Source organism: Dehalococcoidales bacterium, assembly GCA_041656115.1.
Lineage (GTDB): Bacteria > Chloroflexota > Dehalococcoidia > Dehalococcoidales > UBA5627 > UBA5627.
The window spans coordinates 1-14,213 of sequence record JBBAED010000009.1 but is presented as its reverse complement, the minus strand read 5'-3'; the positions used below and the strand labels follow the sequence as shown (position 1 = coordinate 14,213).

The window sequence follows — 14,213 nt, the reverse complement described above, 5'->3', positions numbered from 1 at the left end:
GTAATATGACACCGATACGCGTAGCAGTAAATGGCGCTTTGGGCAGAATGGGGCAAGAAGTGGTTAAAGCGGTTTGTGCAGACCGTGACACGCAGCTTGTCGGCGCAATTGAATCGAATATATCCGATGAATATTTGGTGCTCCCCGGTAACTCGGGGAGAGTGCCTTTTTCATCGGATTTAGAACAAATACTTACCGATTGCAAACCGGACGTTTTAGTTGATTTTACGATTGCCTCCGCTTCTTTTACCGCCGCCCTAACGGCACTGGAGCATAAAGTAAGCTTGGTAATCGGCACCACCGGGTTCAAAGAAGATCAAATCGATCAAATAGCCAAACTGGCGGAGAAGCAAGGTACAGGTGTAGTTTTAGCCCCTAATTTTGCCCTCGGAGCAGTTATTATGACTTATCTGTCCAAGATTTCAGCAAAGTATTTTGATTATGCCGAAATAATCGAACTGCACCACCAGCTTAAAGTAGACGCACCGTCGGGAACCGCCATTAAAACCGCGATGGCCATTGAAGAAGGCCGAGACGGGAAGCCGGCGGGGGTTATGCCCGAACAGCGCGATATTGAAAGCCGCGGTAAAGAAGTCTGCGGAGTACCGATTCACAGCGTGCGCTTGCCCGGAATACTGGCAAGGCAAGAAGTCCGTTTCGGAATGGCGGGACAAACCCTAACTATTATTCACGATACCACCAGCAGAGAATGCTATATGCCGGGGGTATTGTTGGCAATTAAAGAAGTAATCAATCGCAAAGGGCTGGTATTCGGATTGGAATCCCTGTTGGGATTGTAGGAGGCATTATGAAGGGTTACAAATTAGCTGTTGTCGGCGCAACGGGAATGGTTGGACAGGAATTTCTTAAAATCTTGGAACAACGTCAGTTCCCGATTGAATCGATTACTTTACTGGCCTCCGACCGCTCAGCGGGCAAAAAGGTGTTCTTTAATCACCAAGAGATTGAAGTTAAAGAAACAACAGCAACCTCTTTTAAGGGCATTGATATTGCCTTATTCTCGGCAGGCGCCGAAATCAGCCGCTATTTTGCACCGATTGCAGCACAATCCGGTGCAGTTGTAATTGATAACAGTTCGGCATGGAGGATGGACCCTAAGGTACCCCTGGTAGTCCCTGAAATAAACCCCGAAGATATTAAGAAACACAAAGGGATTATTGCCAACCCGAACTGCTCAACAATTCAAATGGTAGTGGCGCTCAATCCGTTACACCAAAAAAATCCGATTAAACGAATTATTGTCAGCACTTATCAATCCGTATCGGGGACCGGAGTCGCCGCCATAGACGAACTTACCAATCAGGCAAAACAAATCCTAAACGGAAACACCGTGGTACCCCACGTCTACTCACACCAAATTGCCTTTAATGTACTGCCAGAAATCGACGTTTTCCTTGATAACGCCTACACCAAAGAAGAATGGAAAATGGTGGAAGAAACAAGGAAGATTTTACACAACGATGATATCGCTATTTCCGCAACCTGTGTTCGCGTGCCGGTCTTTAACAGCCATAGCGAGGCAATCAACGTTGAATTTACCAATTCGATAACACCCGATGAAGCAAGGCGCATTTTACACAAGGCGCCGGGTGTCAAACTAATGGATGACCCTGCCATCAGCCTTTATCCGCAACCCTATTCGGCTGCCGGCACCGATGATGTATTTGTCGGGCGAATTCGCACCGACGTTTCTCATTCAAACAGCTTGGTAATGTGGGTTGTTGCGGATAACATAAGAAAAGGGGCCGCACTAAATACGATTCAGATTGCCGAAGAAATCATTAAAAGAAATTGGCTCCAACCTAACGGAGGTGAATAATGAAAAAAGATTTTGGAAGGCTTTTAACGGCGATGGTAACGCCGTTTACCGAAGACGGAGCGCTTGATTACGAACAAGCCCAAAAGCTGGCGCTTGCCCTTTTAGCCTCCGGAAGCGACGGGTTGGTAGTTGTGGGTACAACCGGCGAATCGCCGACATTAATCAGAGAAGAAGAGTTACGCCTTTTCCGAGAGATTAAGGCAGCGGTTGGCGAGAAAGGCTCGGTAATTGCCGGTACCGGCAGTAACAGCACCCGTGAGGCTGTTGAAACCACGCAACAGGCAGAGGAATGCGGCGTGGACGCTTGTCTTTTGGTAGTGCCCTACTATAACAAACCGACCCAAGATGGTTTATACCGACATTTTAAAGCTATTGCCGAAAATACCGGCTTGCCGTGTATTCTTTATAATGTTCCCGGGAGAACCGTTGCCAATATGTCGTCCGATACCGTTATTAAATTAAGTAAAATCGAAAATATTATCGGCATCAAAGAAGCCAGCGGAAACTTAAACGAAATCAGCCGTATTATCGAAAATACCGATAGCTCTTTTAAGGTTTGGAGCGGGAACGACAACGATACGCTACCGGTTCTGGCGTTGGGCGGATACGGGGTGGTAAGCGTTGCTTCGAATATTATCGGGAACCAGCTGCATGAAATGATAGACAGTTTTGTATCCGGCGATACCGCAAAAGCGGCAAAGATACACCGTCATTTGCTGCCGCTGATTGACGTGCTTTTCAAAATTGCCAACCCAATTCCGATTAAGTATGCAATGAATCAAATCGGATTTAGAGTCGGCAATCCGCGTCCGCCGCTTTATGAGCCCGATGAGAATACGGCAAACCTAATCAAAGAAACTCTTAAACAATATAAAATGGATTTGCCTGTTAGTTAAGATTCCATGTCTTTGCGAGGAGCGAGCCTTTGGCGAGTGACGTGGCAATCTCCAAGAAATTTATATGAGATTCTTCGCTACGCTCGCAAAGACGGTAGTGTCATTCTGAGCTTGCGAAGAATCTAGGAGTTAGCGGATAGTGCACTGTTTGGCTACTCTTTAAACAGTAGGACGATTCCCCCCATTTGTCATTCTGAGCTTGCCGAAGAATCTGGGAGTTAGCGGATAGTGAACCGTTCGGTTACGGATTTAATGGTGGGACGATAGCACTCTTTTGACTCTAAGGATACCTAATAGTCTAGATTTCCCGTCCCCTTAGATCCTTCATTTCATTCAGGATGACAGTTTCTTTTCGTTCGCCCTGAGCCTGTCGAAGGGTCCCACGAATGGGAATAAACAAGGATTACTATTCAGCTGCCGTTATGGTTCGACAAGCTCACCACGAACGGCAGAGACCCTCACCTTTTTGTCATTCTGAGCCTGTCGAAGAATCTAGGAGTTAAAGGATAGTGCCGTGTTCGATTAGCAAATCACGTCTGGACGGTGCCTCTTTTTTGTTGCAGAAGACGCCTCATAGCCTGCATTTCTTATCCTCTTAGATCCTTCACTGCGTTCAGGATGACAACGTTAATGTCTTTGCGAGGAGGGAGCCGTTAGGCGAACGACGTGGCAATCTCCAATGTATTTAATCTATATGAGATTGCTTCGCTGCGCTCGCAAAGACGGTAGTGCTATTCTGAGCCTGTCGAAAGGTCCGACGAACGAGAAATTTAACCTCTAATAAACAAAAGGCCCGGAGTTTCCTCCGAGCCTTTATTGCTAATCATTAATTATTTGTTAAAAAATCGGGTTTAAAGGTATCGTTTGCTCTCTGGTCGGACCGATACAGGCAAAGTTAACCGGACAATCCATAAAATCTTCCATGCGTTTAATATATTTCCTGGCTTGAATCGGCAAATCTTGGTACTGTCTGATATGATCGGTTGAGGTTTGCCACCCATCCAACTCTTCATAAATCGGCTTACATCTTTCATACTCGGAAACACTGGCAGGGATGTAATCGATAATCTTTCCGTCCAGTTCATAAGCAGTACAGATTTTGAGTTTCGGCAGTTCATCAAGAACATCAATGCGAGTAATAATGCCACCCGTAAAGCCGTTCAGATGGCTTGAAAAACGCGCTGCCACACCGTCAAACCAACCGCAGCGACGAGGTCTGCCGGTTGTGGTTCCAAACTCATATCCTTTCTCTCGAATCGCATCTCCGATTTCATCGTGCAATTCGGTTGGCATCGGACCGCTGCCGACCCGGGTACAATATGCCTTGTAAACCCCCAGCACACGATCAATACTTGTCGGGCTAACACCGGAGCCCAAACAACCACCGCCGGATAACGGCGAAGATGAGGTGGCATACGGGTAAGTACCGAAATCGGGATCCAACAGCGCCCCTTGCGCTCCTTCAAGGATAATCATATCGTTTCTTTTTTGGGCTTCCCTGACTAACGTTATTGTTTCCCTGATATAAGGTGCCAACCTATCCCCGTATTCACAGCACTGTTTATAGATTTCGTCCAAAGAAAGAGGAGCGGCACCGTATATCTTTGTGAGAACGTCATTTTTAGTCTCCACAACCATACTTAAACGTTCTTTTAAACCGACTTTATCCAGCAGTTCACCGATTCTGATCCCCTGTCTGGCAGTCTTATCCGCAAAAGCAGGCCCGATACCGCGCTTGGTTGTCCCAAGGGCCTTCCCGGCACGAGATTCCTCTTCTAATTCGTCTATAAGGATATGATAAGGCATCACAACATGCGCTCTGTCGCTGATTACAAGCCGTCTGGTATCTATTCCGCGCTCGTTAAGCGAATCAATTTCATTAATAAGTTTAGCGGGATTAACCACTACCCCGTTACCGATAATACAAGTAACCCCCGGATAAAATATCCCCGAAGGAACAAGATGCAATTTAAACTCTCCGTCCGAGTTGATAACGGTATGACCGGCATTATCGCCGCCGGAAAAGCGCACTACCATCTGAGCATTTTCAGACAGCATATCAACAACTTTGCCTTTACCTTCATCTCCCCATTGAGATCCGACAATCGCTACTACTGGCATTTTATCACCTACTTAGTTTATTTTAACTGGCGCCATACATGATACAGGCGTTGCCCCGCGGTAATTACACTAAAGAAAGCGATAATACCGAGTGCAATTTCCATTTGGTTTACAAAGAAACCAAGCGCCAGAACCACAACCCTCTCGGGGCGCGTAAAAAGCCCCTTAAGGCATTCAACTTTAATTATCTCCGCTTTGGCACGAATATAGCTCACAACCAACGAAGAGAGCATAGCAACGGCAACAAGCATTATTCCCCAGAGGGAGCCTTCCGTGCTAAACCAATACAAAATACCGATTAGGATAACACCTTCCGATAATCGGTCGAGAGTAGAATCAAGCACTTCACCAAAAACGCTAACCTTACCGATTCTTCTCGCTAAAGACCCGTCCAGCATATCAAAATAACTGCCGAATAACAATAAAAGACCGGCAACAATAAAACTACCCAAAGCGGCAAAAACCGCTGTTACAAGGGCAATCAGAAAGCCTATCCAAGTTAAAAGGTTCGGCGAAACGTTTGTTTTTTCAAGTAATTTAACAACAGGATCGGTACAATACCTCTCCGCTGTTTTACGAATTTGCGCCATTTTACTCATAATTATCTGTCAATTCTAAAAAATTAATTAAAAGTAAATACTAGACCGACACCGTGGATTTCTTTTCATCATCCTTCGGATCGGCTGTCTTAACCAGGACTTTCAAGTAATAATTGTAAACCTGAAGGGCGACTTTATTCCAATCATAAATCTGTGAAGTTTCGATACCGCTTTGACCCATTTGCAAGCGGAGTTCTTTGTCGGACAAAAGACGGTCCAACGCCTTGGCCAAAAGTTTTGACCTACGAGGGCGTACCAATAAGCCTTCTTTATCGTCGGTTAAAACCGACCGATAACCCGGTATATCAGAGGCAACGATAGCGGTTCCGACCGCCATAGCTTCCAACAGTACAATACCGAAGCTTTCGCCGCTAACCGCCGGTGAACAATAAATATCGGCTGTTTTAAAATAGCGCGGCAAATCCTCCGCTGAAACCTTACCCAAAAAATGGACGTCTTCCAGATTATCACGCTTTACTTTTGCTTCGTATTTCTTACGAAACCTTGTCCCCGGCCCAATTACAATAAGCCTTGAATTTGGGTGTTTCTCTTTAACGATTTTATAAGCATCAATTAAATATTTAAGACCCTTACGCTTCTCCAATCTGCCCACAAAAAGAATATTGAGTTTATCGTCATTAAACTCTTCAATTATTTCAACGTTGGGATTAAAGCAGTCAAGGTCAATACCGTTGGGGATAACTTGATAATCACCCGGAACATATTTTTGAGCATATTCCATCGCCGGTTTGGAAACCGCAATTTTACCGACTATATTAGGACGCCGTTTCCTCAGTTTGTAGGTTGTAATCGGCCATCCGTAATAATAATTCGGAATTACTCCCGAAGCATGGAACGTCCCGACAATCGGAGCGGTAGCAAATTTCAGAAAACTGGAACAAACCATCGGCATACACGGCTCGTGAAGGTGAAAAATATCGAAATCTTCTTGTTCAAGGATTTCTTTTATGCGTGGTGCGAGGTTTAGAGATGTGCTTATACGCAAAGTAGTTCCCTTTACAGGGTACGGGTAAGCATTGCCGATTTTTATGAAATTATCATAGTCCAGAATCGGTTTTGATGTTGGGGCAAAGATTGTAACATCATGCCCCATTTCTATCAAACGCTTTTCCAGTGCGACAATATGATTAACAACTCCCCCGGGATACGCGAAATCATACGGGGATACCAGCGCAATCTTCACAATACTACCAACTCCCGCACCAAACGATACGCAAATAACACGCTATCAAAACAGACTAGTTCTTCTTTACGGCTGTTTGCCCCGAACAATCGGCGGCAACTTCCGCTGAGGTTTTATCTGTTGATTTTGCATTGCTGCTAATAAAGTCTTCCGTCATACGGCGAGCTTCGTCGTCATGGTACTGGATGGGGGGTGATTTCATAAAATACGATGACGGAGCATTTAAGCTGCCTTTGACACCTTTATCTAAAGCAAGTTTAATACATCTGATAGCATCGATAACGACACCGGCGGAATTAGGGCCGTCCCAAACTTCCAGCTTCAATTCAAGATCAAGAGGGACATCACCAAAGGTGCGGCCTTCCATCTTAATATGGCAATATTTTCGATCCTTTAACCAAGGAACAAAATCGCTGGGACCGACGTGAATATCGTCCGGGTCCAATTTATAATCCAACTGTGAAGTAACAGCATTGGTTTTTGATATTTTCTTGGATTCGAGCCTTTCTCTTTCAAGCATGTTCATAAAGTCGGTATTGCCGCCGAAGTTGAGCTGGTAAGTTCTTTCCAGCTTGACACCCCTATCGGCAAAAAGACGGGTCAGAACACGGTGAACAATAGTTGCCCCGACCTGAGATTTGATATCATCACCGATAATCGGCAAGCCCTTGGATTCAAAGCGCTGCTGCCAATATTTTTCTCTGGCAATAAATACCGGAATACAGTTTATCATGCCGCAACCGGCCTCCAAGATTTGTTCAACATACCATTTTGTAGCTTCTTCGCTTCCGACCGGAAGGTAGTTGATAACAACATCGGTTTTGGTTTCTTTAAGAATCTTAACAATATCGGCAGTATGGCCGGGGGCTTTTTCAATAACCTGGGATAAGTATTTGCCTAAGCCGTCGTGAGTCATGCCTCTTTCAACTTTGACTCCCATCGGTTCAACATCACAAAACTTATACGTATTGTTAGGCTCGGTAAATATTGCCTGTGATAAGTCTTTTCCGACTTTGTTTTTATCAATATCAAAGGCGGCAACAAAATTGATATCGCTGATATGATAACCGCCGAGATTAACGTGCATTAGCCCGGGGACAAAATCTCCGTCCTTTGCTTTTTTATAGAACTGAACGCCTTGTACCAATGACGAACAACAGTTCCCGACACCGATGATAGCTACGTTTATTTTACCCAATTTTTTAACCCCTTTCCGGTAACAGCTAAATTTTTTTATTTTCGGCCTTTTTATTATTTTTATAATACAGAATTATTTAAATCAAAAACTTTCGCAGAGCTTTGTTCTTTTATTATAACACATTCAAGAACATTAAAACTGTAAAAACACCAACAAGACTATAGCTATTTTACCTGTAATTTGTCAAGGTCACAGGCAACCTAACAGGTTTAAAAATGCCTTTTATTTAATTAAACACTTTAGACGGTTTCCATTTAGAAGTCTTGGCATCAAAACCAAGAATTGCCAGCAAGCTCCCCTCGCTGTCGTAAGCACAGCATCTATCCGCTTCCTCTGCAAGCTCCAAGGCAACAGAAACCCCGTTTCGAATGTAAGCGGCTGTGGCATTATCAACGGTTACGGATTGCCAATCTTTTAATACCGACCCCGTCGGATAAACTAAACCCTGCCAATTGCCCGATGCAAAGGCTTCTTTTAATTCCGTTACGGATACAGCATCGTTAATATCAAAGGGTCCGCATCTTAATCTTTCCAACTCTGCAATAGCGGCGCCGCAGCCCAGTTTTGCGCCTAAATCGTTGGCCAAAGAACGGATATAAGTCCCCTTGCTGCATTCCGTTTCAACGGTTATTTCAGGTAAATTATAATCCAGTAATTTTATGCTGTAAATATGTACTTGCCTTTTTTCTCTTTCAACCGTAATTCCGGCTCTGGCCAACTTATACAAGGGTTGGCCGTTTAGTTTTAGGGCGCTGTACATCGGCGGTTCTTGCTCAATCGGGCCGCAAAAAAAAGACAGGGCCGATTCGATATCCTCACGCGTTAAATGCGAGACATCCGTCTGTCCGGTAACCCTGCCTTCCATATCATAGGTGTCGGTTGTTATTCCGAGCTTGATAACCGCTTTATAAGTTTTTTTAGCATCCGTTAAAAATTCGATTACGCGGGTCGCTTTCCCGAAACAGACGGGTAAAACCCCGCTTGCCAACGGGTCAAGCGTTCCGGAATGCCCCACTTTTTTTATTCCGATAAGCTTCCTGACAAGCGCAACAATCCCAAAGGAGGTCATCCCTACCGGCTTGTTGATATTAAGAACTCCGTCCACAGTTATGCCTGTTCTTCGGATTTAGAAACCTTATCAATTAAGGTTATGATGTGAGAGGCTCTTTCAATCGAGCTGTCCCAATAAAACGAAAGATGGGGAACGTATCTCATCCTGATACGTTTGCATAATTCGTTATGTAAAAAGCCCGAAGCCGATTCCAAGGTTGCAATGATTTCTTTCTTTTCTTCGTCACTGCAAATACAACTGACGTAAACCTTGGCGTGCTTCAGGTCTGCGGCGGTTTCTACTGTGTTTACAGACAAGAAATTGCCCAAGCGCGGGTCTTTAATCTCGCGCAGCAATAAATCGCTTATTTCCTGTCGGATGAGCTGATTCACCCGCTCAATACGATGTGACATTTCTAGTTACCTACTTAACTCTTTCCAAGCTATAGAACTCAAATATATCGCCGACCTGGAAACTATCGAAATTATCAAGTGCAATTCCGCACTCGTAACCGGTAGCTACTTCTTTTACATCATCTTTAAAGCGTCTTAATGACGCAATTGTGGTATCCGTTAAGACTTTATTGTTTCTTTTTAAACGAACTTTAGAGCCGCGCTTAACCTTGCCGTCCAACACGTAAGAACCGGCAACCCCGCCTCTCTTACCGGCGGAAAAGACTTCTCTGACTTCGGCATGCCCGTCAATTACCTCAACGTACTCCGGCTCCAGCATACCCTTAAGAGCTTTTTCGACGTCATCGATTAAATCGTAGATAATTTTATAAGTACGAATATCGACTCCTTCGTTATCAGCCAAACGTTGTGCTCCGATATCAATACCGGTATTAAAAGCAACGACAAGACCGTGCGAAGCCACCGCCAACATAACATCTGATTCGGTTACGCTGCCGGTACCAGAGTGGACCAGCTTCACCTGAACCGCATCTGTTTGCAGTTGTTCGATTGAATCTTTAATCGGCTCGACACTGCCCTGAACATCGGCTTTCATTACAATATTAAGTTCTTTTACTTTCCCGGCGTTAACCTGGTCCAAAAGATTTGTAAGGTTAGCTGCCCTTGCCGCCGCAATTGACTCCTTGCGGTTTTGGTCTGCCATATGACGGGCTTGTTTTTCATCGGGAACAACAATCATTGTATCGCCAACCTGAGGAACCTCGTGCATTCCGAGTAACACCACCGGTGTAGACGGTTTGGCTTTTTTAACCTGCTTCCCGGCATCACTAAACATCGCTCTGACGCGCCCCCAAGTGTTACCGATAACTACGGCGTCACCGGTTTTTAGGGTACCGTCATGAACAAGCACAGTTGTCATCGAACCTCTGTTTTTATCCATTTCGGCTTCAATTACAACGCCTTTAGCCGGTAAAGATGGGTCTGCCCGCAGGTTTTCCATCTCGGCAACCAAAAGCAAGTTTTCTAAAAGATCTTGAATACCTTCTTTGGCTTTAGCGGAAGTGCCGACTGCAATAACATCGCCGCCCCACTCCTCAACAAGTAATCCAGCCTCAGCCAATTGTTGTTTTACAAAATCGGGATTCCCTTCCGGTTTATCAATCTTGTTAATTGCCACCACAATGGGAACGCCGGCCGCCTTGGCATGGCTGATGGCTTCCAAGGTTTGCTGTTGCACACCGTCGTCGGCAGCAACCACCAATACCGTAATATCCGTAACACGGGCGCCCCTTGCTCTCATGGCGGTAAAAGCCTCATGCCCCGGGGTATCAAGGAAGGTAATTTTTTCTCCGTTTGCTTCAACTTGATAAGCGCCGATATGCTGCGTTATTCCGCCCGCCTCGGATTCAACCACATTCGTTTTCCTGATAGCGTCAAGAAGCCTGGTTTTACCGTGATCAACATGACCCATAATTGTAATTACCGGCGGACGCGGTTTTAGATTCGTTTCGGTGGTTAAAAGTTGTTGTTGTCTTTTAATTTCACTGATAACACTGGCCGTATCACGAGCGGATTGCGTTTGAACCTGCGCCTTATAACCGTAAGAGGCGGCAATCTTCTCCGCCATTTCAAAATCAACAACCTGATTGATATTTGCCATAATACCGTTACGCATCAGTTGCTTGATAATATCGATAACGGTAACCTTAAGTATTTCAGACAAATGCCTGACACTGACGTTATTAGGTATTTCGACTACCTTACCGGCAGATTCCGCATTTCCGCTATTCTTAATATTTTCATTCCGTTTCTTTATTTCAGCCACAATTCAATCCTTAGTAATTATTCCCCTGCTCAAGCAATTGCGCCTTATTGTCAGCAGTGACAGTTGTTTTTAAAACACGATCCAAATGTCCGTGCTTTAAGCCTTTTATCCAGCACTCCTTAGACGGACATAGATAAGCACCCCTGCCATTTTTTTTACCGCCGATATCAACCTCAACGGTACCGTTTTCCAGCCGTACCAAGCGAACCAATTCCCGCTTAGGTTTAACCTCATGACAGGCGGCGCACGTCCGCATCACCGTATGTTTAGAAGTACTCTTCATCATCCCGATACATATTATATCCGCGCTTCTTCTTTTTTAATTTAATCCCGTCTTCGGCACTCTTACCGCGAACGTCTTTCTTCTTTTTCTGTTGAGTTTTCGATTGCGGCTTGGGTGACGAGGGGGGTAATATATCTTCGGCAAAACGAATCCCGCTCTTAGGGCGCGATTCCTCAAAACTTGCCGCAAAAACAGGCTCAATCGGCGCTATCTCTTCCTCTTCGTCCTCTTCCGCTTCCTCATCAGCAATATCTTCTTCTTCATCGGCGTCGATATCTTCAAAAATCTCTTCGGAAGCAGGTTCAGCTATTTCTTCTTCAACAACCGGCTCAACCTCGGGTATAACCTCAGCTTCGGGCTCAGGCACCGGCTTGGATTTCTCTTCTTCGATAAACTCGGATTCGCTCTTGATATCAATACGCCAACCGGTCAGCTTAACCGCCAGCCTGACGTTTTGCCCTTCTTTACCGATTGCCAGCGATAATTGCTTGTCGGGGATAATAACGGTCGCCGAATTTTCTTCTTCGTTGAGCCGAATACCGGCTACCTGAGCCGGACTGATAGCATTGGTAATATATTTTGCGGTGTCGGCATTCCAATTCACGACATCGATTTTCTCACCGTTAAGTTCGTTTACGATATTTTGAATTCTGATACCGCGCAAACCGACACAGCACCCGACGGCATCAATACCTTCTTGGCGCGCCGCAACGGCAACCTTACTGCGGTAACCAGCTTCTCTGGCTACCGATTTAATCTCAACGGTACCGTTATAAATTTCGGGTACTTCAATTTCAATTATACGTCTTAACAGGTTCGGGTGAGAACGGGACACAATTAACAAAGGACCTCTGGCGGATTGAGCTACCTCAACCAGATAAACCTTTAACCTCTGACCAACCCTGTAACGTTCGTTGGCAGGCTGTTCGGTTAGAGGCATCACCGCCTCCGCACGGCCCAAATCTACATACACCTGTTTGGGTTCCATGCGCCTGACAACACCGGCGATTACTTCGCCTTGTTTATCGGCGTATTCTTTAAAAATGGCGTTATGCTCCGCCTCATGCAAGCGCTGCAAAATGACTTGCTTGGCGGTTTGCGCCGCAATACGACCGGCATTCCTGGGGGTTGCTTCAACAATAATTTCATCTCCGAGAGAAATATCTTTTTTAAGCCTTTTGGCCTCTTCCAATGATATTTCGGCACGAGAATCAACAACTTTTTCAACTACCGTTTTACCGGCCCAAACAATCACCCGACCGACATTCGGGTCTATTTTGACAATGATTTCCTGGTTTTGAGTAAAATTATCCTTCCTGTAGGCCGATACGAGAGCTGATTCAACAGCACCCAGCACCACCTCCTTGGATAAATTTTTCTCCGCCGAAAGCTGAGTAATAGCGAGTAAAAAATCGCTTTTCATCCCAGAATCAGACCTCCAATATTTTCCTTTTACTTAGGGTATTGTTATTCCCAACAACAAAAAAGTGGGCTTGAACCCACTTCCAACGTTTAATCTCAATTGATACAAGTATAACACATTCCATTGTTATACGCAATAGTATGCATTCTTTAACTTTTAAAAAAAAAATTATTTCATCTTTTAAATTTTATTCCATTTTATACGTAAATAAACCTTTGTAGGCATTTTACTTACATTAATGTAGTATGTTATACTACATTTGTATCAATAAATGTATGTATTTCAATTCTTTCTTCTTTTATTGTTCCGAGTTTATTAAAAAAGGGGGGGCGTTAAAAATGCCAAGACTTCAAAACAAAGTTGCCGTTGTTACCGGCGCCGGTTCCGGCATGGGCAGGAGTATCTCAATTCTTTTCGCCAAAGAGGGAGCTAGGGTGATTGCCGCCGATATCGATGAAACTGCCTTAAAGAAGGTGGTTGATGAGATTCGGGAGGCCGGGGGGGAGGCCCAAGCGGCTGTTACCGATGTAACCAAAGAGGAAGATATCCAAAATATGATTGACTCGGCGGTTAATGCTTACGGCACGCTTGATGTTCTTGTTAACAATGCGGGTATTATGGATAGTTTTCAACCGGCGGAAAAAGTAACCGATGCCTTATGGGAAAAGGTCTTTGCGGTTAACTCTACCGGTCCTATGCGTGCTGTCAGAAAGGCTTTACCGATCTTTCTTGCTAAGGGTGCCGGTGTTATTATCAATATTGCCTCTGTGGGCGGCCTTACCGGTTCGAAAGCCGGTGCGGCGTACACGGCCTCGAAGCATGCCGTTGTCGGTTTAACCAGAAATGTTGGTTTCCAATATGCCGAAAAAGGTATTCGCTGTAATGCTATTGCCCCGGGTGGAGTTAACACCAATATCGGTAACACAATGCGCGACCCCGATGAATTCGGTATGGGAAGGGCGATGGCAGGTGCCGGATTTAACCCGCGTATGATTGAGCCTGAGGAAGTAGCCTTTACCGCCCTTTTCTTGGCCAGTGATGAATCCAGCGCGGTTAACGGTGCGATTATTACCGTTGATACCGGGTGGACGTCTTATTAAAAATAATAAAATAGCAATTGTTTAGCAAAACCAAAGGGGATGGCTTAAAAGCCATCCCCTTTTTACTTGGCCAACAAATTCATAAGACTAAGTAAACCTATAAGCCGAGTTCTGTATCTCCCGGAATTACCGGAAAACGGTGACCATCTATCTAGGCCTGATGTTACCACCAGGCTCAAGCGACCAACCCGGGGACAGACCGGGCTTCTTTATCCCCCTATTCGGTCTTGCTCCGGATGGGGTTTGCACGGCCAGCCGGT

At 45.1% G+C, this 14,213-nt stretch carries 13 protein-coding genes and 1 other RNA gene; 4 read left to right on the top strand and 10 right to left on the bottom strand.

The genetic code is table 11. The features are described from left to right. The first annotated feature begins 5 nt into the window (after positions 1 to 5). From dapB to dapA, 3 genes are read left to right on the top strand one after another with little or no spacing between them, the layout of a single operon-like run. The gene (gene dapB, locus WC958_05590) at positions 6 to 800 is read left to right on the top strand and encodes a 4-hydroxy-tetrahydrodipicolinate reductase (GenBank protein ID MFA5629701.1); all 795 of its coding nucleotides are present in this window, start codon (positions 6 to 8) and stop codon (positions 798 to 800) included. An 8-nt stretch (positions 801 to 808) separates the two neighbouring features. Next, on the top strand, positions 809 to 1,840 hold the full coding sequence (locus tag WC958_05585; GenBank protein MFA5629700.1) for an aspartate-semialdehyde dehydrogenase: 1,032 nt from the start codon (positions 809 to 811) through the stop codon (positions 1,838 to 1,840). Next, positions 1,840 to 2,736, top strand: coding sequence for a 4-hydroxy-tetrahydrodipicolinate synthase (gene dapA / locus WC958_05580; protein MFA5629699.1), 897 nt, complete (start codon positions 1,840 to 1,842; stop codon positions 2,734 to 2,736). The genes WC958_05585 and dapA overlap by 1 nt, the downstream gene beginning before the upstream one ends. An 837-nt stretch (positions 2,737 to 3,573) precedes the next feature. Here the strand turns inward: dapA and WC958_05575 are convergent. From WC958_05575 to nusA, 9 genes are all read right to left on the bottom strand, one after another. Next, the gene (locus tag WC958_05575; protein MFA5629698.1) at positions 3,574 to 4,857 is read right to left on the bottom strand and encodes an adenylosuccinate synthase; all 1,284 of its coding nucleotides are present in this window, start codon (positions 4,855 to 4,857) and stop codon (positions 3,574 to 3,576) included. A gap of 17 nt (positions 4,858 to 4,874) precedes the next feature. Next, entirely contained in the window at positions 4,875 to 5,456 is a 582-nt protein-coding gene (locus tag WC958_05570; protein MFA5629697.1) for a CDP-alcohol phosphatidyltransferase family protein, read from the bottom strand. A 40-nt stretch (positions 5,457 to 5,496) separates the two neighbouring features. Further along, positions 5,497 to 6,660 (bottom strand): glycosyltransferase family 4 protein, encoded by a 1,164-nt coding sequence (locus tag WC958_05565; protein ID MFA5629696.1) that lies wholly within the window; start codon positions 6,658 to 6,660, stop codon positions 5,497 to 5,499. A gap of 55 nt (positions 6,661 to 6,715) precedes the next feature. Next, a complete protein-coding gene (locus WC958_05560; GenBank protein ID MFA5629695.1) occupies positions 6,716 to 7,858 on the bottom strand; it encodes an inositol-3-phosphate synthase in 1,143 nt (380 codons plus the stop codon). A 226-nt stretch (positions 7,859 to 8,084) separates the two neighbouring features. Further along, positions 8,085 to 8,963: a tRNA pseudouridine(55) synthase TruB gene (gene truB, locus WC958_05555; protein MFA5629694.1), complete on the bottom strand. Its 879-nt coding sequence runs from the start codon at positions 8,961 to 8,963 to the stop codon at positions 8,085 to 8,087. 2 nt (positions 8,964 to 8,965) lie between these two features. Continuing rightward, positions 8,966 to 9,322 carry a 30S ribosome-binding factor RbfA gene (gene rbfA, locus WC958_05550; GenBank protein ID MFA5629693.1) on the bottom strand — a complete coding sequence of 119 codons (357 nt, stop codon included), beginning with the start codon at positions 9,320 to 9,322 and terminating at the stop codon, positions 8,966 to 8,968. 10 nt (positions 9,323 to 9,332) lie between these two features. After that, a complete protein-coding gene (infB, locus tag WC958_05545) occupies positions 9,333 to 11,147 on the bottom strand; it encodes a translation initiation factor IF-2 (protein MFA5629692.1) in 1,815 nt (604 codons plus the stop codon). 10 nt (positions 11,148 to 11,157) lie between these two features. Next, on the bottom strand, positions 11,158 to 11,433 hold the full coding sequence (locus tag WC958_05540; GenBank protein ID MFA5629691.1) for a YlxR family protein: 276 nt from the start codon (positions 11,431 to 11,433) through the stop codon (positions 11,158 to 11,160). After that, positions 11,414 to 12,853 (bottom strand): transcription termination factor NusA, encoded by a 1,440-nt coding sequence (gene nusA / locus WC958_05535; GenBank protein MFA5629690.1) that lies wholly within the window; start codon positions 12,851 to 12,853, stop codon positions 11,414 to 11,416. Before nusA ends, WC958_05540 begins: the two co-directional genes overlap by 20 nt. 338 nt (positions 12,854 to 13,191) lie before the next feature. Between nusA and WC958_05530 the strand changes: the two genes are divergently transcribed. Then, on the top strand, positions 13,192 to 13,953 hold the full coding sequence (locus WC958_05530; protein ID MFA5629689.1) for an SDR family oxidoreductase: 762 nt from the start codon (positions 13,192 to 13,194) through the stop codon (positions 13,951 to 13,953). 84 nt (positions 13,954 to 14,037) lie between these two features. Here WC958_05530 and rnpB read toward each other — a convergent pair. Further along, positions 14,038 to 14,213: RNase P RNA component class A (rnpB, locus tag WC958_05525), an RNA gene on the bottom strand; the annotation flags it as partial.

Excerpts from the sequence above, each read along its gene's own strand:
- WC958_05540 (MFA5629691.1), bottom strand. The coding sequence starts at position 11,433 with ATGATGAAGAGTACTTCTAAACATACGGTGATGCGGACGTGCGCCGCC.
- WC958_05530 (MFA5629689.1), top strand. The coding sequence starts at position 13,192 with ATGCCAAGACTTCAAAACAAAGTTGCCGTTGTTACCGGCGCCGGTTCC.
- nusA (MFA5629690.1), bottom strand. The coding sequence starts at position 12,853 with ATGAAAAGCGATTTTTTACTCGCTATTACTCAGCTTTCGGCGGAGAAA.
- dapB (MFA5629701.1), top strand. The coding sequence starts at position 6 with ATGACACCGATACGCGTAGCAGTAAATGGCGCTTTGGGCAGAATGGGG.
- WC958_05575 (MFA5629698.1), bottom strand. The coding sequence starts at position 4,857 with ATGCCAGTAGTAGCGATTGTCGGATCTCAATGGGGAGATGAAGGTAAA.
- WC958_05570 (MFA5629697.1), bottom strand. The coding sequence starts at position 5,456 with ATGAGTAAAATGGCGCAAATTCGTAAAACAGCGGAGAGGTATTGTACC.
- dapA (MFA5629699.1), top strand. The coding sequence starts at position 1,840 with ATGAAAAAAGATTTTGGAAGGCTTTTAACGGCGATGGTAACGCCGTTT.
- WC958_05585 (MFA5629700.1), top strand. The coding sequence starts at position 809 with ATGAAGGGTTACAAATTAGCTGTTGTCGGCGCAACGGGAATGGTTGGA.
- rbfA (MFA5629693.1), bottom strand. The coding sequence starts at position 9,322 with ATGTCACATCGTATTGAGCGGGTGAATCAGCTCATCCGACAGGAAATA.